This window comes from Algoriphagus machipongonensis, from assembly GCF_000166275.1.
In the GTDB taxonomy this organism is placed as follows: domain Bacteria; phylum Bacteroidota; class Bacteroidia; order Cytophagales; family Cyclobacteriaceae; genus Algoriphagus; species Algoriphagus machipongonensis.
The window spans coordinates 4,002,600-4,023,612 of sequence record NZ_CM001023.1 but is presented as its reverse complement, the minus strand read 5'-3'; the positions used below and the strand labels follow the sequence as shown (position 1 = coordinate 4,023,612).

Annotated in this window: 15 protein-coding genes and 1 tRNA gene; 10 read left to right on the top strand and 6 right to left on the bottom strand. The window is 39.0% G+C overall.

The genetic code is table 11. From position 1 onward, the window contains the following. Positions 1-36 precede the first annotated feature (36 nt). The 6 genes from ALPR1_RS16915 (at position 37) to ALPR1_RS20440 (ending at position 9,863) form a co-directional block, all read left to right on the top strand. The gene (locus ALPR1_RS16915; protein ID WP_008202514.1) at positions 37-1,389 is read left to right on the top strand and encodes a sigma-54-dependent transcriptional regulator; all 1,353 of its coding nucleotides are present in this window, start codon (positions 37-39) and stop codon (positions 1,387-1,389) included. Positions 1,390-1,531: 142 nt separating this feature from the next. After that, the gene (locus ALPR1_RS16910; RefSeq protein ID WP_008202513.1) at positions 1,532-2,074 is read left to right on the top strand and encodes a heme NO-binding domain-containing protein; all 543 of its coding nucleotides are present in this window, start codon (positions 1,532-1,534) and stop codon (positions 2,072-2,074) included. Next, the gene (locus ALPR1_RS20445) at positions 2,071-6,141 is read left to right on the top strand and encodes a PAS domain S-box protein (RefSeq protein WP_008202512.1); all 4,071 of its coding nucleotides are present in this window, start codon (positions 2,071-2,073) and stop codon (positions 6,139-6,141) included. Before ALPR1_RS16910 ends, ALPR1_RS20445 begins: the two co-directional genes overlap by 4 nt. Continuing rightward, positions 6,138-6,632: a cupin domain-containing protein gene (locus tag ALPR1_RS16900; RefSeq protein ID WP_008202511.1), complete on the top strand. Its 495-nt coding sequence runs from the start codon at positions 6,138-6,140 to the stop codon at positions 6,630-6,632. Before ALPR1_RS20445 ends, ALPR1_RS16900 begins: the two co-directional genes overlap by 4 nt. Before the next feature lie 140 nt (positions 6,633-6,772). Further along, entirely contained in the window at positions 6,773-7,159 is a 387-nt protein-coding gene (locus tag ALPR1_RS16895) for a response regulator (protein ID WP_008202510.1), read from the top strand. A 10-nt stretch (positions 7,160-7,169) separates the two neighbouring features. Next, positions 7,170-9,863: a DUF4184 family protein gene (locus tag ALPR1_RS20440; RefSeq protein WP_008202508.1), complete on the top strand. Its 2,694-nt coding sequence runs from the start codon at positions 7,170-7,172 to the stop codon at positions 9,861-9,863. A gap of 66 nt (positions 9,864-9,929) precedes the next feature. Here ALPR1_RS20440 and ALPR1_RS16885 read toward each other — a convergent pair whose 3' ends face one another. From ALPR1_RS16885 to ALPR1_RS16875, 3 genes are all read right to left on the bottom strand, one after another. Further along, entirely contained in the window at positions 9,930-10,775 is an 846-nt protein-coding gene (locus ALPR1_RS16885) for an N-acetylmuramoyl-L-alanine amidase-like domain-containing protein (RefSeq protein WP_008202506.1), read from the bottom strand. A 94-nt stretch (positions 10,776-10,869) separates the two neighbouring features. Continuing rightward, positions 10,870-14,433 (bottom strand): M1 family aminopeptidase, encoded by a 3,564-nt coding sequence (locus tag ALPR1_RS16880; RefSeq protein ID WP_008202505.1) that lies wholly within the window; start codon positions 14,431-14,433, stop codon positions 10,870-10,872. Further along, the gene (locus ALPR1_RS16875; RefSeq protein ID WP_008202503.1) at positions 14,430-15,308 is read right to left on the bottom strand and encodes an ABC transporter ATP-binding protein; all 879 of its coding nucleotides are present in this window, start codon (positions 15,306-15,308) and stop codon (positions 14,430-14,432) included. Before ALPR1_RS16875 ends, ALPR1_RS16880 begins: the two co-directional genes overlap by 4 nt. A gap of 201 nt (positions 15,309-15,509) precedes the next feature. Between ALPR1_RS16875 and ALPR1_RS16870 the strand changes: the two genes are divergently transcribed. After that, positions 15,510-16,628, top strand: coding sequence for a sensor histidine kinase (locus tag ALPR1_RS16870; protein WP_040302961.1), 1,119 nt, complete (start codon positions 15,510-15,512; stop codon positions 16,626-16,628). Further along, entirely contained in the window at positions 16,616-17,305 is a 690-nt protein-coding gene (locus ALPR1_RS16865; protein ID WP_008202500.1) for a LytR/AlgR family response regulator transcription factor, read from the top strand. The genes ALPR1_RS16870 and ALPR1_RS16865 overlap by 13 nt, the downstream gene beginning before the upstream one ends. A gap of 293 nt (positions 17,306-17,598) precedes the next feature. Here the strand turns inward: ALPR1_RS16865 and ALPR1_RS16860 are convergent, their stop codons facing one another. The 3 genes from ALPR1_RS16860 to ALPR1_RS16850 form a co-directional block, all read right to left on the bottom strand. Beyond that, entirely contained in the window at positions 17,599-18,039 is a 441-nt protein-coding gene (locus tag ALPR1_RS16860; RefSeq protein WP_008202498.1) for a hypothetical protein, read from the bottom strand. Between the two features lie 506 nt (positions 18,040-18,545). Beyond that, complete coding sequence (locus tag ALPR1_RS16855) at positions 18,546-18,839, bottom strand: GIY-YIG nuclease family protein (RefSeq protein WP_008202497.1); 294 nt, start codon at positions 18,837-18,839, stop codon at positions 18,546-18,548. A gap of 55 nt (positions 18,840-18,894) precedes the next feature. Further along, positions 18,895-18,968, bottom strand: a tRNA-Asn gene (locus ALPR1_RS16850). Between the two features lie 251 nt (positions 18,969-19,219). Between ALPR1_RS16850 and ALPR1_RS16845 the strand changes: the two genes are divergently transcribed. Both ALPR1_RS16845 and ALPR1_RS16840 read left to right on the top strand, forming a co-directional pair. Continuing rightward, positions 19,220-20,497 (top strand): Gfo/Idh/MocA family protein, encoded by a 1,278-nt coding sequence (locus tag ALPR1_RS16845; RefSeq protein ID WP_237701579.1) that lies wholly within the window; start codon positions 19,220-19,222, stop codon positions 20,495-20,497. A gap of 49 nt (positions 20,498-20,546) precedes the next feature. Beyond that, a complete protein-coding gene (locus tag ALPR1_RS16840) occupies positions 20,547-21,002 on the top strand; it encodes a (2Fe-2S)-binding protein (RefSeq protein WP_008202495.1) in 456 nt (151 codons plus the stop codon). Positions 21,003-21,013: the final 11 nt, after the last annotated feature.

Below are 21,013 nucleotides of genomic sequence, written 5' to 3'. Positions count from 1 at the left end.
AAACCTTTTTGTACCTTAAGGGAATAATGAAATGCTATGAGCCAGTTTAAAATATTTATTGTAGAAGATGATCCTTGGTACGGGCAGATTCTGGAGTATCACTTAGGTTTAAACCCGGACTATGAAGTTCATTTATTTGCTACAGCCAAAGCCTGTTTATTAAAGCTTCAGGAAAAACCTGACTTGATCACTGTCGATTTTTCCTTACCAGATTTACCGGGGGACAAACTTTTTCAAAAGATCAAAGAATACAATCCCAGCATTCCGGTAGTGGTGATCAGTTCCCAAGAAGATATCAGTGTAGCTGTTGGTTTGCTCAAAGCCGGTGTAAGTGATTATCTGGTCAAAGATGAGGCTACCAAAGATTTGCTTTGGAACAGTGTCATTAAGATCCGGGAAAATCAATCCTTAAAAAAGGAGGTAGAAACTCTTAAGGAGGAACTGGGGCAGAAGTACACTTTTGAAAAAACTATTTTAGGAAATAGTCCCGTTCTCAAAAGTGTTTTTTCCTTGATCGAAAAGGCGATCAAGACCAATATCAATGTGTCGATTACTGGTGAGACTGGGACAGGAAAGGAAGTGGTAGCAAAAGCGATTCATTATAATAGTGATAGAAAGAAGAAAAGCTTTGTGGCGGTTAACATGGCCGCTATTCCAAAAGACCTAATAGAAAGTGAGCTTTTTGGATATGAAAAAGGAGCCTTTACCGGAGCAGTAAGTAGGAAGATCGGAAAGTTTGAAGAAGCCAATGGCGGAACCATCTTTTTGGATGAGATTGCTGAAATGGATCTTAATCTCCAGTCAAAACTTCTCAGAGTTCTTCAGGAGCGTGAGCTAACCAGAGTGGGAGGAAATGAATCGGTGAAGCTAGATGTCAGAGTCATCTCTGCTACCCATAAAAATCTGTCGGATGAAGTCAGAAAAGGGAATTTTCGGGAAGATTTATTTTTCAGGGTGATGGGTTTGCCGATCGATTTACCTCCTTTACGCGAGAGAGGTTCAGATGTCTTGATTTTGGCAAAGCATTTTTTGGATGATTTTGTCAAGACGAATAAGATCTCTTCCCTTTCACTCGCAGCTGATGCCAAAGACAAACTCTTGAAATACCCTTTTCCAGGGAATATTCGAGAGCTAAAAGCGGTTATTGAGCTGGCAGCAGTGATGGCAGATGGACAGGAAATCAAAGCACAAGACATCAGCTATTTTTCAGTGCAAAAGGAAAATATGTTTTTGATGGAAAACAAGACTTTGAGGCAGCATACCTGCGATATTGTCAATCATTATCTTAAAAAGAATAATGGAGATGTGATCGAGACAGCGAAAGCATTGGACATCGGGAAAAGTACGATTTACAAAATGATTCAAGAGGGTGAAATCAAAGCGGAATAATTCCTAATTCTGGAAAATTTTTCCAGAATTAGGAATAAATAAATACTATTTAGTTTTAAATACGCTCTTTTTAGCTCTTAAAAGTGGTTTTTGATTTGGCTTGATTTTTAGATTGTTATCTGATTCTTTAAAAAAGGAACCTATGTACGGACTCGTAAATAAATCGATTCAAGAATTGATTACTACCAATTTTGGTAAGGAAAAGTGGGAAATCATCAAATTGAAAAGCGATATAAACATCGATTATTTCATCAGCACCGAACCATATGATGACTCAGTCACTTACCAACTGGCAATAGCAGCTTCTGAAGAGCTCAATATCTCGGTCGATGAGGTCTTGTTTACATTTGGAGAATGGTGGATTCTTAAAACAGGAAATGAAAAATATGGAGGTTTAATGAAGGCAGGAGGAACTAATCTGAAGGACTTCTTGATCAATCTTCCCTTATTTCATGACCGAATCATGCTGATCTATCCTAAGTTGACTCCACCTGAGTTCAAAATTGATGGTATTGAGGACCAATCTTTGGTCGTTCATTATTTTTCAAAAAGAGAAGGTTTAGTGGGATTTATGGAAGGATTGTTATCTGGTTTAGGTAAATTATTTGAAACTCCTGTAGAAATCATTCATCTCTATGGAAGGGAAAATGGTCATGACCATGAAGCATTTAAAGTAAGCTGGTGAACAAAAATGAACCACATATAGACCTCAAAAAGAAGCATCTGGACACGACGTTTCCGTTTCATTTTGCGTTTTCCAAGGACAAAAAAATCAAGTTTTTTGGTCCAAGCCTTTTAAAAATGCTGGGTGATATCCAAGGAAAATCTGTGGAAGACTTATTTCTTATTGAAAGACCAAAAGAAACTGATTTTGAATTTGAAATATTATCTCAAAACTCCTCAAAAACGGTTCTTTTAAAAAGGAAAAAGGATAATGCCACGCTTTTCAGAGGACAGTTTGAATATTTTGAAGATCAGGAATTACTCTTGTTTTTGGGTTCTCCCTGGTTTAGTTCTATAGAGGAATTGGTTTCCAATGACCTTTCAATTTCTGATTTTGCGGCGCTTGATCCATTGGTGGATTTGCTCCATCTGATCAAAAACCAAGAATTGGTTACTGCAGATCTCAAAGAACTGATCGAAACCATCTCGCATCAAAAAGAAAGTTTGGAAAATCTATCCTATGTGGCTAGTGCCAACTTAGATGGGATCATTTATACTGATGAGGAAGGATATATTACCTATGCCAATGAGGGATACCTAAGACAGACCCAATATGATTTATCTGAGATTATTGGGAAAACTCCCCTTGAATTGGGAAGAGGTGAAGAAACCCAGAAGGAAGAATTAAAAAAAATGCTTGATTCTTTTTTTAAAAAAGAACCCTATAAAGTTGAGTTGAAACATTACAAAAAGGATGGAACATGGTTTTGGGCAAGGGTAAATGGTCAGGCAGTATCTGATAAAAATGGAGAGTTCCTTCACTACTTCACCTTGGTAGAGGATGTAACCGAAGAGAAGATCTCTAAAAATAAAATTCAGGAATTTGAGAAGACCTTCAGACAGGTTCTGGAATTTTCCGGTGATAATGTGTGGGAGCATGATTTTAGAACTAATAAAACTAGCTTTTCTAATAAGGCTAAAAATTTCCTAGGACTTACATTTGATCAGTCTGTCAACGTGGGAGAAGTCTGGAATTCCCATATACATCAGGAAGACTATCCAATTTTGGTTGAAAATGATTTGAGGTATAAGCGGGGAGAAATATCTTCTCACCAATTGGAATACCGAATGCTTCATGAAGATGGCAGTATCAAATGGGTCAAGGATAGGGGCATAGTTATCGAAAAAGACCCACAGGGAATTCCTCTAAAAATTATTGGGACACATTCTGATATCACAGAACAAAAAAATGCCGAGAAAGAGTTGGTATCCCTTAATAAAAAGCTGGGAAGTGTTCTAAATGAACTCAAAGATGTGATTTGGTCAGTTAGCTATCCTGATCTTTCTGGGATATTTTTTACACCATCAGCGGAAGACCTATTTGAGCTGGATATGGATATTCTCTTGGAAGATAATTCATGGAGAAGCAAAACTATACATCCTGATGATCTTCATGTTTTGGATACTATTTTGGAAGATGTCCAAGAAAACAATGAATACATTCAGGAATACAGAATCATTACTCCATCTAAAAAAGTGAAGTGGGTTCAGGATAAAGGGAAATTGATTTTTGAAGATGGAAAACCCGTAAGAATAAATGGGATTTTAGTAGATATCTCCGAACGAAAAAAGACTGAAGCTCTTTTGGAAAATCAGGAGAAACTCAAAAACATTTTGATAGATATTTCTTCTACCTACATCAATATCGATTTGGACGAGGTGGATACCAATATTGATGCCTCGTTGAAAAAAATAGGAGAGTTCGTCAATGCTGATAGAGCTTATATATTTTCATATGATCTCGATGCCTTCACCTGTTCTTGTACTCATGAATGGTGTGGCCCAGGAATTTCCCGTGAAATAGAAAATACCCAAGATGTACCTTTAGAATATGTTCCCCAGTGGCTAGATGCCCATGCTCAAGGAAAGCCATTTTCGGTAAATGACGTTTCCACACTGAAAGAATTGGGCTTTGATGGGCTGTATGATATTCTTGAGCCTCAGGGAATCAAAAGTTTGATAGCCATTCCTATGATGTTCAAAGAAGATCTTATGGGATTTGTGGGATTTGATTCTGTTAATCATCAACACACCTATTCTCATAAAGAGATTGAACTTTTGTTTGTCTTTGCGCAGATGTTGGTCAATATCCAGAAGAGAAAGCAATCAGAAATGCGGTTGTTTCAGCAGGAGGAGAAGTTCAGAAATATCATCTCCAATATGAATTTGGGACTTTTGGAAGTTGATTTAAATGAACATGTCCTCCATGCCAATCAGACTTTTTGCCAGATGGCAGGATACGAATTGGAGGATTTCATCGGTAGGAAAGCAACAGATTTGCTGCTCAATGAATCAGATAAAGAAAAATTATTAATCAAGTCCGAAAGTAGGAAAAGTGGGGTTTCGGACTCTTATGAATTGAAATATAAAAGACCCAATGGAGAATATCGATGGTGGTTTATCAGCGGAGCTCCAAATTATAATGATAAAAATGAACTGATCGGATCCATCGGGATTCACTTGGATATCACTGATCAAAAAAGACTGGAGGAAGAGCTTATCCGGCAGAGGGAGGAGGCTGAAAAATCAAAGCGAGCTAAGGAAATCTTCTTTGCCAATATGAGCCATGAAATCAGAACACCAATGAATGCGATTGTAGGCATGGGTGAGCAATTGGCGAAATCAGCATTAAACGACCAGCAAAATAAATACATTAAAGCAATCCAGGATTCCGCTAGTCATCTTATGGTGATTATCAAAGATATTTTGGACCTATCAAAATTGGAAGCTGGAAAAATGACCATAGAAGCCATTGGGTTTAAACCTAAAAACATTATTGAGCATACGTTTGAAATGATGAAAGCCAAAGCTGAAAGTAAAGGCTTGGACTATTCTATTTTAAATTATGATTCCAGAATCAATGAAGTTCTGATAGGTGACCCTATCAGGATAAGTCAGATTTTGCTAAACCTACTTTCCAATGCAATCAAGTTTACAGAAAAAGGAAAAGTAGTACTTCAATGTCATTCTATTTCTGAAACTGAAAGTCATCAGGAAATTAAATTTTCAGTCATTGACACAGGGATTGGAATGGATGATGACTTTGTCAATAGCAATTTTGAAAAGTACGTACAAGAAGATACTACGATCACAAGAAAATTCGGTGGAACAGGCCTAGGTTTGAGCATCAGCAAAGAACTAGTGCAACTGATGGGAGGGCAAATGAAAATCGAGTCCCAAAAAGGATTAGGAACAATCGTGTCAGTCAATTTCAAATTGCCAAAAGGTCAAGAAAGTGACCTTCCAGTTGAAGACTCTTCCTCGATCAACGAAGCTTTGCTGAAAGGTAAAAAAATACTGGTTGTTGATGATAATGAATTTAATCGATTGGTTGCTACGACTATCCTGGAACAAAATGAGATGTTGACCATCACTGCAAACAATGGTGAGGAAGCTATTCAGGCTGCAAAAGATCATTCGCTTGATTTGATTTTGATGGATGTTCAAATGCCTGTCATGGATGGTATGATGGCTACAAAAGTGATTCGAGACGATTTACAATCAAAAATTCCAATTATTGCTTTGACTGCTTTTGCAATGAAAGGGGATCGAGAAAAATATCTTTCACATGGAATGGATGATTTTTTGGCAAAGCCATTTCAGGAAAAGGACTTGTTGAACATGATTTCTCGATTGTTAATAGGAAGCCAAGAAACCGTTTCGAAAATTCCAGAAAAAGCTACTTCATCGAAGCCTTTATACTCCTTGGACGAACTGGAAAATATTGCAAAAGGGAATGCCGATTTTATGGATAAAATGATTCATTTATTCCATACTAGCGTCATGGTATCTGCCAGGCAGGCAATGAAAGAATTTGAAAAAGGGAACTTTGATGAAGTAAGGAAGTTGGTCCATAAAATAAAACCATCGATTAAGATGATGAGGGTCCAGGAGATCAGCGAGGAAGTAATAGAGATAGAAACAGAAATAGTAAACCAACAAAAATCAGAAAGGATGATTTATTTGATGAATCATTTAGATCAGGTCCTTCATTTAGTAGCCAAGGATTTGAAATCAACAAACAAATGAAAACAAAAGAGGAGATATTTGAATATGCAGAGTCTTTGATGAATGATCTGGAATTACAAATTGTAAAGCAAGACCGAGATCGTCCATGGGGAGGTTTTCTGGTTTTGGAAGAGAGTCAGGCATCTCAGTTTGCCCAGGAATTTTTTCCGGAGGAAGATTTTGAAGCATTAAAAATCTCGGAAAAATTGAGCCCTAAAATTCTGTTGGTAGCACCAAATAAAAGGTTGAGCTGGCAGTACCATTTCAGAAGAGCTGAAATCTGGAGATGTATCGCAGGAAATGTGGCAGTAGCAACAAGTAATGACGATACCGAAAGAGAGATAAAAACCCTGAGTAAGGGCGATAAAATCAAATTGACTCAAGGAGAAAGACACCGATTAATTGGTTTGGAAGATTGGGGTGTTGTAGCCGAGATTTGGCAACACACTGATGCTGCAAATCCTTCAGATGAAGAAGATATAGTCAGGTTACAAGATGATTTTGGAAGATGATTTAACCTAAAGATATTCCTGTTTTTAGAACAGCATTCCAAAATATGGAATTTAAATTTGTAAAAAGTGTCTTAGAGTCGTTCTAAGGCACTTTTTTATTTTGGTCTCATATGTGAAATAGTTGTTTGAAAAAAATAAGAATGAAAAACATCAAACACTTACCCGCCTTTATTGTCGACGACGACCCTTTCTGGACTGAAGTCTTAAGACAAATTCTAGCCAAGATTGGCTTTTCCAAAATCCACACATTTGAGGACGGAGAGACCTGCTTGAAAAATATCCACCTAAATCCGGGGATGATCTTTTTGGATTATCAAATGGAGCATTCAAATGGGCTGGATATCCTCAAAGAAGTAAAAGGATATTATCCAGGAATCGAAGTGGTTTTTTGCACTGCCATGGAAAACCTGGAAGTAGCGATTGCTGCCATGGAATATGGCTCAGTGGAGTACTTGCTTAAAAGTAATGTCACTGAAGAACTCGTGGTAGAAATTGTCTCAAATTCTCAAACTGCCAAAGTAGCCTAATCCCAATCACATGCCTTTTACCTTTTCACATCCAGCAGCGATTTTGCCTTTTTCCAAAACTTCCAAGCGTCTTTCCCAGACTGGTCTTGTCGTAGGAAGTGTGGTGCCTGATTTGGAGTTTTATCTTCAACTTAAACTGAGCGAAAATATCGGGCATAAGATTACAGGGATTTTCCTATTTGACTTGCCAGTTGCTTTTGCAATTGCCTTGATTTTCCATTGTCTGATTAAGATGCCGCTATTTAAGGCATCTCCGAAATGGTTCCAATCCAGAACAGTTCAATACCTAAAATTTAATTGGCTTTTGGCCCTGAAAAAAAACTGGATTGGGATTCTGTTGTCGATCATGTTGGGGATAGGTACCCATTTGGTGCTGGATGGGATGACCCATTATGATGGCTGGGTCGTGGAGTTATTTCCAGTATTTCAGACATCCATCCTTAAGGGGATCTATGGCTTTCCAGTCTATGATTTTCTACAGTATGGGTTCAGTTTACTTGGATTGCTTTGGGTGATTCATTTTATGATTCATCTGGAAACTCAACCAATATTAACACCCTCAGACTCTAAAAAAAGGAGGTTTTGGTGGTTGACGCTTCCTGGAATAGGAATGGCGATTTTGTATAGGATATTCTTCTTTCCGGACTTTATCTCGTTTTGGGATGTATTTATGATGGGTGTTGGATCCTTGATTTATGGACTAATTCTCGCTTCCATCCTAGATCAATTCACACTAAGCCGTAATCGCAAGTTCAACGAATTTGTCGATTCCAGAAGTGTTAATCCAAGGTTCAAAAGTAGATCCCTTTTTATAAAGCAAGATCAGTTTTTTGGATTGTTCGGCAAGCGTGTAATGCATGTGAATTATCTCATTGACAAATCCCAGGTCATTATCAGTCAGCCCTCTGATATCCAAATAGACGAGATCAGCCTCATTCGCCAATATTTCGGGCAATTTGCCTCTCAATATTTCCGTGGCACTGCCTTTGGCTTCGCCGATCACTTCTACTTTCAAGGCGGGTTTTTCCGAACCGGTTATCGAAAAATTGCTGAATTGTATTTCCATGCTTGTAAGAGTTTGAAGAAATATATCAATACTCCTTTTAAACTTATAGGCTTTTTGGGATTAATTTTAATTCCTTTCATGGCTAATGGACAGAACAATGCCTTAGATCCTGCAACGCGGGAACAGTATATCCAGAAAGCCAGCGAGTTCAGAACTCAAGAGAAGTACGGGGATGCAATCAGTCAATTGGATAGCATTCTTCTTCATAATCCAGAGGATTCCCAGATCCTTTTGTTCAAAGGAGATCTCTGTCTTCAGAATCAGGATTTTGCTCAGGCTGTAGCTGTTTTTAATCAATTGATTCCATTGGATTACGAGCCTACCATTGTCAAAATCAATCTTTCCTATGCTCTTTTTATGAATAAAAAGCCTTCCAAAGCACTGGAAGCGGCCTATAGAGCATGGAGTCAAGATTCTGTCAATAAAAGTGCGACTGTCAATTACTTCAATGCCATGCTTTGGAACATCAAAACCAAAGAGGCAGAAGCATTTCTTTCAGAGAATATTGAGCTGGTAGATCCGGATCAATCCTTGGTCATGAAAGCTAGGCTGTTTACTACCGCGGGTAATTATTCCCAAGGCTTGGCCTATTACGACACTTTGGTACAAGAATTTCCAAAACCCTATTACATCCAGGAATACGTGGAGGTTTTGCTTGGCAAAAAGCAATGGAAAAAAGCAGAGGCAACCATTGAAAAATACAGGGGAGAATTATCAGAGTCTCAACTTCAAAAACTGAATGGCATTATCAGTGACCGTTCTGTTCAAACTGCAGGAGTGATTGTGGGGTATTTTGCAGATATCGCCAAAAATACCAGGACTGAACAGTCAGTTTTTTGGCAAAATCAACGAAATGCTCCTGTACAAGTTGGAATTCGAGCAGGAGCCAGCCAGGTGAAAGCTCCCGAAGGACAGCAGACTAAATCCAGTTTTGTAGCCGGTGGAGCAAGCATAATTTGGAGTCAGGCTTGGCAAAGTAGTGCCGAACTAACCGTGCAGCAGGTAAAATCTGGTGATGTTGATTCATTTATCGGAGTGACGGGGAAATTTGAAACCAAATTCCAACCCAATGATAGAAGGATGTTTGGTCTTACCTATGGATCTGATCTATTGAACTTTACTGCCGATTTGCTCGGGAAAAATATCAGGAGTCAAAATTTAGGTTATCTGACTCACATTATGTTTGGAGGAAAAACCGGGTTTTACTCACAAGGAAGCTACGGTTTGCTCAACGATCAGAATTCGAGAATTCAGTTTTTCGGATCGATTTATCGACTTCTGAGAACAGAACCCACTTTAAAAACCGGAGTCAATTTCTCGGCATTGAGTTATAGTGATTCGGAGACTACTTTGTATTTCGCACCCAAACGATTTATGAGTACTGAGATTTTTGTGGATTACAGCACCCCAATGCCTCTGGTATCCAAAATGGCTCTTAAACTCCAAGCTGCTGCCGGTTTTCAGCAAATAGAAAAACAGAGTTTGGATCCATCCTTCAGAGCTCAGGCTGAATTGAATTATAGGGTCAGCGGATTTGATTTTGGACTAAACGGCCAATTTTCCAACGTAGCAGCTGCCTCTGGAACAGGCTACAAATTCCAATATTTCACCTTGAAAGTGTCTAAAAACTTTAAATAAGTAAGAAAGTTGTTCTGATCACCCTGCCCTTCCTGTATGGGAATTATCCCAGAGGGGAGGGCTTTTTTATTGAGTTTTCAACCTAGCCACCATGATTCCGGATTGACTTTTATTTCCAGCAAGATAATCGCTTAGTGGCTTTTCGGATATCTCCACTTCCATATTCTTCGAACTAGCATGTAGGAGATGAATTCTTCCATTTTTCTCAATGGCAAAACCTGTGTGCACGATATCCAGATTAGGCATGGAGGTCGTAATTGCGATCAAATCGCCCGATTGGATATTCTTTTCGAGCGATGCAATTTCCGCTTTAGGAATGTAGAAATATCCACGTTTTTCAATTTTTGTTTCCGCCTCTTTAATGGCTTCTAGGTTTTCAGATTCACTCAACTGTCTGTAAAATTGTGGGTTTTCAGACATGAAAGTTGGAGCATTTGGGTAGGGGCTTCCTCCGACTTTCGAAGTCACATCTTCGATGATTCCTTTTTCCTGGTTATCGAAAATCCAATCTGAGAAATAATGAAGTCTAGAAGGATAACCCTGATTTTCCCCTCCTCGATAGCGGAGATTCTCCAATTCTTCTTCAAAGCCCTCAAAGGAAACCGAACCTGATTTGGAAATTCGGGTCAGTGTGACCACTGTTTCCAAAAAAGTGGTGCAGTCAACACCAGTGGTATTGATGACTAATTTTTCGGTGCCTGGCAATTCCAGTGTTTTCTCCACATAGGGAGTTGCTAGAAACCATTTCCCAATTTCAATATTCAGTTCATTTGGGGATTTTTCAGAATAATCATTTTGAGAAAGCTGATCCAAAAAGCCTTCCAGTTTTTCACGGCTTTCTAAGGTGCAGACAGTCTGGGCTTGAGAGCAAAGCGGAGTAAATAGTAGGAGAATGAGGATTAGTCTGTACATAAATTAGATCCAATTGCAGCTTGAAGATAATTGAATTGCTAAGATCATACCATACTTAAATAGGAATTGAATGTTATAAATCTCATTACATAATTCAATCTAGCCTGATGAAATTATCCCTTCTATCTTGATCAGGTCTGGTTCCCCAAGGGTCGATTCCTACCCATTTTGGTTTTACTTTAGAATGTAGGATTAGCTCGGTTTTGCCACTTTCTAGGGTAAATATTTCTGATGAAATAATATCTTTCTCCAAGATGTTTTCATTTGGGTGGTTCTCAAAAGAAGCAATTCTTATCGGCTCATTCAATTCTATTTCCCTGATGGATCCATCAGGCCGGGTTTCGAGTTTATTTGCAGAATAGGTTACTCTGGTCTCGAAACTTCCATTGTCAAGTTCGCTAGATTGAGCAGACTCGATTTTGATGTCGTAATGAATTACTTTTTCCAGCCAATCCTGGATTAGTGTCCATTCAGTAGCATTGCAAGTGAGATTTAATTCGTTGAGAAAATCCTGAAAAGCGATGCTAGGAACACTTTTATTTCGGCTTTGATCGACCATTTTCCGGATAACTGTGTTCAGTCTTTCTGGTCCTATTAAGTCCTCAATTGCCAATAAACTCAAGATACTTTTTCCATAAGCCAAGTAGTTTTGGCTTTCCATTTCGCTGAGTGGAGGCTCGGTTTCAGTGGCAAATGCTCTTCCTGAAAAATAGGTTCGGCTAGCATTATCTGTTAGATTCCAAATGGCCGGTTTTCCTACCGTTTCTTTCAAGACCAATGCCTCTGAATATTTTGCCCAACCTTCTACAAAGAAGGAAGCTCCAGGGATATTTCTAGGTGCCAACAAATGCCCGAACCATTGATGTGCAACTTCGTGGATCGCACGTTTGCGACGCAAGTCGAACTGATTTTCAGGCTGTGGCTTTACCAGAAAATAATTGTCTTCCACCATGCTGATGATGCCGGGATGGGCAAATCCCCCAAATCCCCAGAAAGAAGGGATTTCTACGATTTTAAGCGATGAAAAAGGATAATCACCAAAGGTTTTGGATAGATATTCCAAACTCAATTTCATGGTGTTTAGTGTTTCCTTGGATGCAAAGCGATGGGCAGGAATTGTATAAACTTGAAGCTGAAGATTATCTGTTAAGAGGGATTCTACTTGATAATTTCCTGAAAAAATAGCGATAGCAGGCATAATTTTCTCAGGGCTTTTGTAAAAGAAAATCTCCCTATTTCCTTCCGTTTTCTTCGTAATTAAATCGCCGGAGGTTAACGCTGTTTGTCCTGATTCGGTGCTGATCTCGGCTTCAAATTCCACTTTCATTAGATTGACTTCGAGCTGTTCGAGATGATCTTGAGAAGAAAAGCTGTCAGGCTTGAGAGGAAGGTTTCGTTTTTTTCTTTCCTGATTATTACTGATTTCTCTTCCTTCAGAATATCCGAAGTAGGGGGCAAAATCCCTTAAATTGAGATATGAACCGTCTTGAATAATGGCTGGATCATACTTGAATAGTGTTGGGTTAGTTTTTACCTCAAAAGAGAATTCTATCTCTTGCTCTGGCAATACCGGGTTTTCAAATTCTATTTCGTAGACTTTCAGGAGCTCGTTTTTCTCGAGATTAGAAGCTTGGTCAATCCAGAGATTTTCCAAAAACTCTTTCTCCGTGAGGAGCATTTTATCTATGACTTCCTCTGAGTTATTCTTTAATTTTCCTTTTACCAAAGCATGGTAGGTTCCTTTTGAAGGGAAAAGATCGACTTTCAATTGAATGGAAGAATAACTCAGTACCGGAGCATTTTCGAATCGCTTGTAAGTTAATTCATAGGCTTCCTGCTTATCCAGCAGTTGATCGCTACTTTGATATCCCTCGATAATGTTGATCTGATACGCACAGAAACCCGATAAAGCGAAGAATGCCAGCAAAGCCCCAAGTCCGAAAAATGTGGATTTATTCCAGGCTTGAATGACTTTGATTCTATTCAATCCGCCGGTCCAATGTTTGGCCAAAAGCAGAATTGCCGACAGGGCCAGAACTGACCAAAGCAAAGCAAAAATCCAAAATCCTGGACTGTTCATTTCCCATCCTGCTTGCTGGCTGTAGTTTAGAGGAGGTAGATCGCCCATTTGCCATAAAGGATGATTTAATCCTATTGCGGTTCCCAAAGGCCCAGCAAATAAGGCGAATGCAAGGACTGAAAGTCCCATTCCAAGGTAATTGCTTCGAGAGAAATTCTGAATTAGGAGAAAGAGGCAAGCATAGAAGAGTAGTGGGATTCCCGGAAAGAGCAAAAGACTAAATATTGCGAAGCTGTCTGAATCCAAATAGCCTTGAACCAACTGGAAGCTGTATGAAATTACCATTGTGGCACCGATCAAAAGTATCACTAGAATTGAAAGTGTGCCAAGTTTTGAGATGAAAAAATAGGTGTTTGGAATAGGTGTGGCACCTATGATTTCATGGAACTTCCCATTTTTCATTCTCCAAACCAATTCACGAGAAAAAAACACCAGAAGCAAGATTCCAAACAAATACAAAGGTTGCTGAACCTGCTCTAAAAGGAGTTGGCTGGCAGGAAAGTAATTCTCATCATAGGTTCCTCCAGCATAGAGTTTAGAATAGATTTCGGTTACAGCCAGTATTACCCAAGTTCCCAATACAGCCCAAAAAGCGATACTTTGAAATATGAATTTCAGATCCATTCGGATCAGAGAAGTTAGGATTGGGAAATAATTACGGATTGAAATGGTAGCCTTTTTTGGTTTGGGGAATGAAAGACTATTTAGACCTTCAGTTTCTTTGAGGAGGTCAGTTTTTTGCTGTTTTTGATGGGAGGGTCTAAAAGAGAATTTGCGATAGCAAGCTACCAAAATAAATCCGCTGATCCCTAACCAGATCAACCTGTTCAACCCCAGCAAACTGATAAATGAAATTCGCTCCTGATTTTTTTGAAAAGGAGTACAAAGATTAGTTTGCTCGAAGAAAGCTGATAGCCCAAAAGGGTCCGCCAGAGCTGCTAGGAATAAGTTTTCGCTGGAAACTGGAGCCGCATTTGCCAAGAGCGGTGAGTTCAGGAAAATGGCAGAGATGAAATACAAAGCATAAATTAAAACCGCCACGGAATAGGTAGCCAAAGAGTTTTTGGTAAGGAGGCAAACGGAAAACAGCAGGACAGTGCAGATGCTAACTGATGGAATCAGAAGCATCCCTGCTACAGCAATGCTATCCTGAATCTGAAAGATTGCTACTCTACTTGGATCTAGATCGGAGATATTAACTCCAAGGTAAAAGCCTGGAATTGCTAGTATAATCACCAGTATTCCTACAAGCCAGGCACCCAAGAAACGACTGAAAAAGAATGTTGATTTGGAAAGTGGACTGGAAAAAATAAGTTCTTCCATTCCATATTTGCTATCTCTCTGAACTGCCGTCACTACAAAAAACATGATGGAAAAAACCGCTCCCAAACTGATCAAGCCCATTTTGAAGAACAGCTCATATTCCGAATTGTAATTCACGCCAGCTGGGGTGGCACCTTGACTTCCCATCAAGCAGGCAAAGCCAAAGTAGATCAGGCCAAAGAGGTACACTGCTTTGGTTCTGAGTTGGTAGCTGAGCTCAAATCGAAGCAGGGATAAAAATTTGGGGCCTTTCATTTCTTAAAAGTTTTAAGGGTGGTGAAATAGAAATCTTCCAGATTGGGAATGGTAGATTCAAAACCAGCAGCTGGTAATTCATCAGCTTTTACATGAATCAGAGTTTCTCCGGCAATCAATTTTGAAGAGATGATATTCAGCTTTTCCTGATACTGGGGCAACTCTGATTTGGTGATTTTTTTACACCATATTTTGCCCTTCAAACTTGCAGTGAGCAAGACTGGATTTCCCTGAACAAGGATTTTACCTTGATTCATAATTGCCATTTGAGGACAAAGCTCCAACACATCATCCACCAAATGGGTAGAAAGAATGACGATGATGTTTTCACCGATTTCGCTCAGAAGATTTAGGAATCGATTTCTTTCTTCAGGATCAAGACCTGCGGTGGGTTCATCCACTATAATCAGTTTGGGGTCACCAAGAAGCGCCTGAGCAATTCCAAATCGTTGTTTCATCCCGCCCGAATAGGAATGCACAGCCTTTTTTCTATGTTCGTAGAGATTGGTTTGTTGCAAAAGAAAATTCACCTGTTCCTTTCGCTGTCCATAATCCGTGATCCCTTTGAGGACTGCGATATGATCTAATAATTCCAAGGCAGAAACTTTGGGATAAACTCCAAACTCTTGAGGTAAATAGCCTAATACAGATCGGATTGCTTCTGGATTCTTTTGTACAGCTTGGCCGTTAAAAAGTATCTCCCCTGAACCCGCTTCCTGAAGCATGGCAAGTGTTCGCATCAAACTGGATTTTCCGGCTCCATTAGGACCTAAAAGACCAAACATTCCATTGTTGATGGTGATGGAAATATCATTTAGAGCTTTCACACCGTTGGGATAGGTTTTGCTGAGAGTGCAGATTTCGAGTTGGTTCATGGCCTGTGTTTTTAGCTTCGGCAAATCTTAGCAATCGGTAGGGATTCAAATAATTAAAATGTCGAACAGGTTCGTTTCGAGGATGAACATGGAAAAAATGAAAAAGGAAGCCTGAACCTAGGTTTCTTAGTGTTCGTCATCAAAATGCTGAGGTTGGTCATCAATATTTTCAAACAATCCCGGCTTCCTTATCTTAGAAGGATGTTTCCAAAATCATCTTTTTTCAAGGCACTGGCATGGGGTTTCGCTGTGACGGTACTCGTCAGCTTTTTACTTCAGAGGGTGGGGTTTATCAAAATTGACTTTGATGAATACCTTGAAAATATCCTGATTCTTGGTTCATGGTGGATGTTGTGCAGTTTGGTTTTTTACTACAGTCGAAAGATTCGCCTTCGAAAGCAGAGTTTACTCAGGATTCTCTATTTGGCACTATTTCTCACTGGAACTTTGCTTTTGGATCAATGGATGTCGATTCCTGATAATCCTGTTTCTATATTTTTGCTGATCCTATTTTGGATGGGCATAGCCCAATTTGTTGCTCCCGCATTTTTCAAAAAATTTCAAAAGGTCATTTTTCTTGTTTATGGGCTGATTTGGGTGGGGTTTTCTTTGCTTAGATGGAATGAAACTTACTTGAGAGAACACCATGAATTGGCAATTTTCATGTTGTTGATTCCGATTCCGTTTTTCCTGCTGCTTTGGGTATTTGAGCAATGGAAAAGGATGAGAGATCTGGAAAACCAGAAAAATCAGGCTGAACTGGCTATGCTGAAAAACCAGATCAATCCGCATTTTCTCTTTAATACACTTAATAACCTCTATGGACTAAGTGTGGAAAAATCTGATGCTGCGCCTGAGGTGGTGCTAAAGCTATCGGATATGATGCGGTATACCATTTATGAAGGAAAAGAAAATGAGGTCTTGCTGAGCAAGGAAGTGGAATACCTTGAGAGTTTTTTGGCCTTGCACAAATTGCGACACCGGAATGCACCTGACATTAAATTTAAAGTAGATGTCATTGATGGTTTAAAAATCGCCCCTTTGCTTTTTATTGTTCCGGTTGAGAATGCTTTTAAACATGGGGTGGAAAAACTTACTGAAGGTGCTTTTGTTACTATTGATCTGTATGTAAATCTGGATAAGCTTAGCCTGAAAGTGGTTAATAATTATGATTTAGAGGGTAAAGATGAGGAAAATGGAATCGGGTTGGAGAACTTAAAGAGAAGACTGGAATTAACCTATCCAGGGGGACATTCCTTGCAAATCACTCAAAAGAACGGTATCTATACTTTGGTTTTGGAAATCTTATGGAGCAGGTAACCTACGTGATTTTGGATGATGAGCCTATTGCGCATCGTATTATTGAAGGCTATTGTGAGAACTTTTCATTTTTGGCAAAAGCGGGCAATTTCTACAATGGATTTGAGGCTTTGGAGTATTTCAGGAGTAATCAGGTAGATCTGATTTTTTTAGATATCAACATGCCAAAACTCACAGGTTTTGAGCTTTTAAAATCTCTGCCAAACCCTCCCAAGGTGATTGTAACTTCTGCTCATCAGGAGTTTGCCCTCCAAGGTTATGAACTGGATATTGCCGATTACTTGCTGAAACCATTCAGTCTGGATCGGTTTATCAAGGCAATCAATAAGGTGTGCTCTTCAAATGCTCCAGCTTCCAAAAAAGAGGATGAACCAGAGCGGATTTTTCTTAAATCAGATAAAAAGCACATCCAATTAGAGTTACAGGATATTCTCTACGTGGAGGCTTTGGGGAATTACTGCAAGGTGTTCCATCAATCGGGAATGCTAATTTGCCCTGAGAAAATCTCTGAGTTAGAAGAGAAATTGGCAAAAGGAAAATTCCTAAGGGTCCATAAATCCTATTTGGTCAATACCGCCAAAATCCAAACTATCGAGGGTAATCGAATCAAAATTGATAGGAATGAAATCCCAATCGGGCAGACTTATAGAGCTGAGTTAAATAAGTTGCTGGGCTAGGAGAGTTTGAAATCAAGTGTGATTTGTTGTCTGAAATATTTTTTCAAAGACAAGGAATTTGCTTTTCAAGATTGAAAATATTCAAAGTCAGTTTGTAAGCTATTTCAAGCATCAAATCATCGATTTTGACTTCATTTTGAAATCAGTCAGATAAAATAGTTCAGGTAAAGTGGAATGCTTCCTAGGAATCCGAATAGGTATTCTTCAAAAGTTAAAAGGAGTTTTTCAGGAAATTTTAAAACTCGGGTTAAATTTTATCTAAGAATTACCTTTAGCGGAGTGATGTTTTTTTCTCAGTATGTGATCCAATTATAGCCCAAAGCCTGTAATTGAAGAATGCGTATCGTGTATGTTTCTACGACATCCAATCCCGGGAAAAGCTGTTCTTTGGAAACTCCAAGTCTTTTCATCGCTACACTACAAATACTAACCCGAACCTTGCCTTGATATTTCTCAAAATACTTTTCAAGTTCAGATTCTTTCATCATCGTTTTGACGACTGGGCCTTTCATTACAATTTCAAAATTTTCAATCTCTACTCCATTTTCTATGAAGGTATCATATACTGTTAATGCGCTTTTGAAACCATCTTCATCTTTTACGCCGAATACGTAGTTGGGCGTTTTACTGAGGTCGCTAATAGTTTCTTTTTTAAGGATTGTCTGACTAAAACAGGTTTCATTTCCAAGAAAAATGAGAGTAAGTGTTATGAGGCATAAAAGTGATTTTTTCATAGTCGAAGCTGGGTTAGGTAATTCTTAAAAGTTAAGATGAATAAAAATAAGGATTTTGTAGGAAAGCAGGGGAGGAAAGTGAAAACGTAATGTAGGAAGTGAGGTAAAAATCTTCTAAGAAATGTGTGGCTTTTGCTTTTCCTTCCAGTCCGGTAGTCAGGTGGTCGAGAACTCAGAAATGTAAATCAAATCATCATGTATGTCAGTTCGAGCGTAGTCGAGAACTTATTAGAATTATTAATTTTTGCTATTATATAGTTCCAAAGCCTTCGATATACGCTACTACCGTAGCTCCAGTGCTCAGCCTGACAAAGAATACAAATCTTTTTAACTTTCAGATCGAGCAATACCTACCCGGTTCAGTTGTGTTAGCATTGTCTTGAATATTATTTAAGGAAATTCTGATCATTAGAAAAAATGTTGGCATAAAAAAACCTGACACTTTCGTATCAGGTTTTGCTCCTTCTCTTGGGCTCGAACCAAGGACCCTTCCCGATGAATCGGGATCAGATGCTTTTCCTAAATCTTTGTATCAGCGCAACGATTGCCGAAGGATCGGCTTTTAGTTTAATGAGATAATTTCTGGACTTCATTTTTTTCAGGTGTTTTTCCATCTTCAAAGCTTGGTGTTTTTCTAGCCTATCAATTAGCAGATGAACTTCCCAAGGCTGCCCTCTTTTCGTCCAGATTTTATTTTGGGTACTGTTGTGATAAGCCAACCTTGCTGTGAAATTGGCTGAATATCCAATGTAGAATTTGTCCAAACTCCTGGAATATAGGATATATACTGAAAAATCCATGGCATATCTTTAAAACCAAAAAAGCCTCAGATCTTTCGAAATGAGGCTTTATATGCTCCTTCTCTTGGGCTCGAACCAAGGACCCTCTGATTAACAGTCAGATGCTCTAACCAACTGAGCTAAGAAGGAATTTTGTGTTTCATTCGGAGCGTTTTCCGAATTGGTGTTGCAAATGTAGGAGGCTGAATCTTTTAATCCAAACCCCAGCCAAAAAAATCTTTTGCCTTAATACATTCCTGCTTAAAAATCAGAGACTTATTTTTTCAAAAAAGATGAAAAACCCGAATGTTTTGTTAATTTCTTCACTGAATATAGAATGCTTTTATTAATTTATTTTTCAAATTTTTTAAACCCAATAACCTAAGCATATGAATCTCCACATGAATAGAAGAAAATTTGTCAAGTATTCTGCTCTCACTACCCTAGGGCTTCAGTTTCTTCCCTTTCAAGGAGTCAAAGCAGCAGCTTCTGACAGAGTTAGGGTTGCACATATAGGATTGGGAGGGATGGGGTTAAACCACTTAAATTGGTTTGCAAATCTTTCAGATGTTGAAGTGGTCGGAATATGTGATGTAGACCAAGAGCATGCGGAAATCGCCTTATCGAAATTGAAGGAAATACATCCAGAAACTAAGGCTAAAATCTATTCTGATTTCCGAAAAGTACTCGAAAATAAAGAGATAGATGCTGTGACTATTGCCACACCCGATCATTGGCATGCTCAGATTGCAATATTGGCTTTTCAAGCAGGAAAAGATGTGTATAGTGAAAAACCTCTTTCTTATTCTCAAAGGGAAGGAAAACTAATGCTCCAATCCCAACAAGAAACAGGAAGAATTTTTCAATTAGGAACTCAAATTCATGCTGGGGATAATTATCATCGGGTTGCAGAAATTATTCAATCTGGAGTATTGGGTAAAATAAAAACGGTAAGACTTTGGAAAACGGGCGAACCGCCATTGATTGAAAAGTTGAGTTACCAAACTCCTCCATCACACCTTGATTGGGATATGTGGTTGGGGCCCGCTCCCTTATCCGACTATGCACCTGAAAAATGCCATTTCAGCTACAGGTATTTTTTGGAATATTCGGGAGGGGTGTTTCAAGATTTCTGGTGTCATATCGCGGATATCGTCTGGTGGTCTATGAATCCCTCGGGTTTGAAAAAGATCTCTGCGGTGGGAGAGGAGTCAGATGGGGTAGGGGATACTCCCAAATGGATTGATGTAGATTTTAAGTTCAAGAGATTAAATCTTCACTGGACCTCTGTACCTCCAAATGTGCCAGGTGCAGCTGATAGACATATTGGAGCTTATTTTGAAGGAAGTAAAGGAACTCTTATTTGTGATTATTCTAGTAGGGAGATTCGAATTGATGGGAAAGTGATGGAAGATATTCCGGAAATCCCAAAGAGTATTGCACGTTCTCCGGGCCATCAGCAGAACTTTATCGATGCGATTAAGTCAAGAACTCAGCCGGAGTCCTATCTTGAGTATGCCAGAAAAATGACCATGCCCATGCATCTGGCTTTGATTTCTTATAAACTAAAAGTGGAGCTTAAATGGGATTCTAAGAAAGAACTTTTTAAGAATAGTGAAGAAGCAAATCAATTGCTCTTCCGACCTTATCGTGAAAAATGGAATTTAATTGGAGCTTGAATTTTCTAGATGTAACTTATATAAAGAATAAACCCTAAATCATAAAAATATGCCTACGTACAACCTGAATATTAATGGTGAAATTAAGGAGGTGGATGCCATGGAGGATATGCCGCTTCTATGGGTAATCCGAGACCTACTAGGAATGAAAGGTACAAAGTTTGGATGTGGCCAGTCATTTTGTGGAGCATGCACTGTTCATTTGGATGGAGTTGCCGTAAGGTCCTGCTCTTTGCAGGTTTCAGCTGTTGGTGAAGGTAAAATCACTACCATTGAGGGGCTTTCTGAAAATGGAGATCATCCCGTTCAAAAAGCTTGGGTTAAGCATATTGTGCCTCAATGTGGCTACTGCCAGTCTGGTCAAATAATGAATGCCGCAGCATTATTGAATTCAAATTCTAATCCTAGTGAAGAAGAGATTGAGGAAGCAATGGCTGGAAACCTTTGTCGATGTGGTACATATAATCGAATCAAAGAGGCTATTCTTACCGCATCAAATTCCTAATATTTTCTCCC

What these genes read in the sequence shown, in the direction of transcription:
- ALPR1_RS16915 (WP_008202514.1), top strand. Translation starts at nt 37, where the DNA reads ATGAGCCAGTTTAAAATATTTATTGTAGAAGATGATCCTTGGTACGGG.
- ALPR1_RS16910 (WP_008202513.1), top strand. Translation starts at nt 1,532, where the DNA reads ATGTACGGACTCGTAAATAAATCGATTCAAGAATTGATTACTACCAAT.
- ALPR1_RS16900 (WP_008202511.1), top strand. Translation starts at nt 6,138, where the DNA reads ATGAAAACAAAAGAGGAGATATTTGAATATGCAGAGTCTTTGATGAAT.
- ALPR1_RS16895 (WP_008202510.1), top strand. Translation starts at nt 6,773, where the DNA reads ATGAAAAACATCAAACACTTACCCGCCTTTATTGTCGACGACGACCCT.
- ALPR1_RS20440 (WP_008202508.1), top strand. Translation starts at nt 7,170, where the DNA reads ATGCCTTTTACCTTTTCACATCCAGCAGCGATTTTGCCTTTTTCCAAA.
- ALPR1_RS16885 (WP_008202506.1), bottom strand. Translation starts at nt 10,775, where the DNA reads ATGTACAGACTAATCCTCATTCTCCTACTATTTACTCCGCTTTGCTCT.
- ALPR1_RS16880 (WP_008202505.1), bottom strand. Translation starts at nt 14,433, where the DNA reads ATGAAAGGCCCCAAATTTTTATCCCTGCTTCGATTTGAGCTCAGCTAC.
- ALPR1_RS16875 (WP_008202503.1), bottom strand. Translation starts at nt 15,308, where the DNA reads ATGAACCAACTCGAAATCTGCACTCTCAGCAAAACCTATCCCAACGGT.
- ALPR1_RS16870 (WP_040302961.1), top strand. Translation starts at nt 15,510, where the DNA reads ATGTTTCCAAAATCATCTTTTTTCAAGGCACTGGCATGGGGTTTCGCT.
- ALPR1_RS16865 (WP_008202500.1), top strand. Translation starts at nt 16,616, where the DNA reads ATGGAGCAGGTAACCTACGTGATTTTGGATGATGAGCCTATTGCGCAT.
- ALPR1_RS16860 (WP_008202498.1), bottom strand. Translation starts at nt 18,039, where the DNA reads ATGAAAAAATCACTTTTATGCCTCATAACACTTACTCTCATTTTTCTT.
- ALPR1_RS16855 (WP_008202497.1), bottom strand. Translation starts at nt 18,839, where the DNA reads ATGGATTTTTCAGTATATATCCTATATTCCAGGAGTTTGGACAAATTC.
- ALPR1_RS16845 (WP_237701579.1), top strand. Translation starts at nt 19,220, where the DNA reads ATGAATAGAAGAAAATTTGTCAAGTATTCTGCTCTCACTACCCTAGGG.
- ALPR1_RS16840 (WP_008202495.1), top strand. Translation starts at nt 20,547, where the DNA reads ATGCCTACGTACAACCTGAATATTAATGGTGAAATTAAGGAGGTGGAT.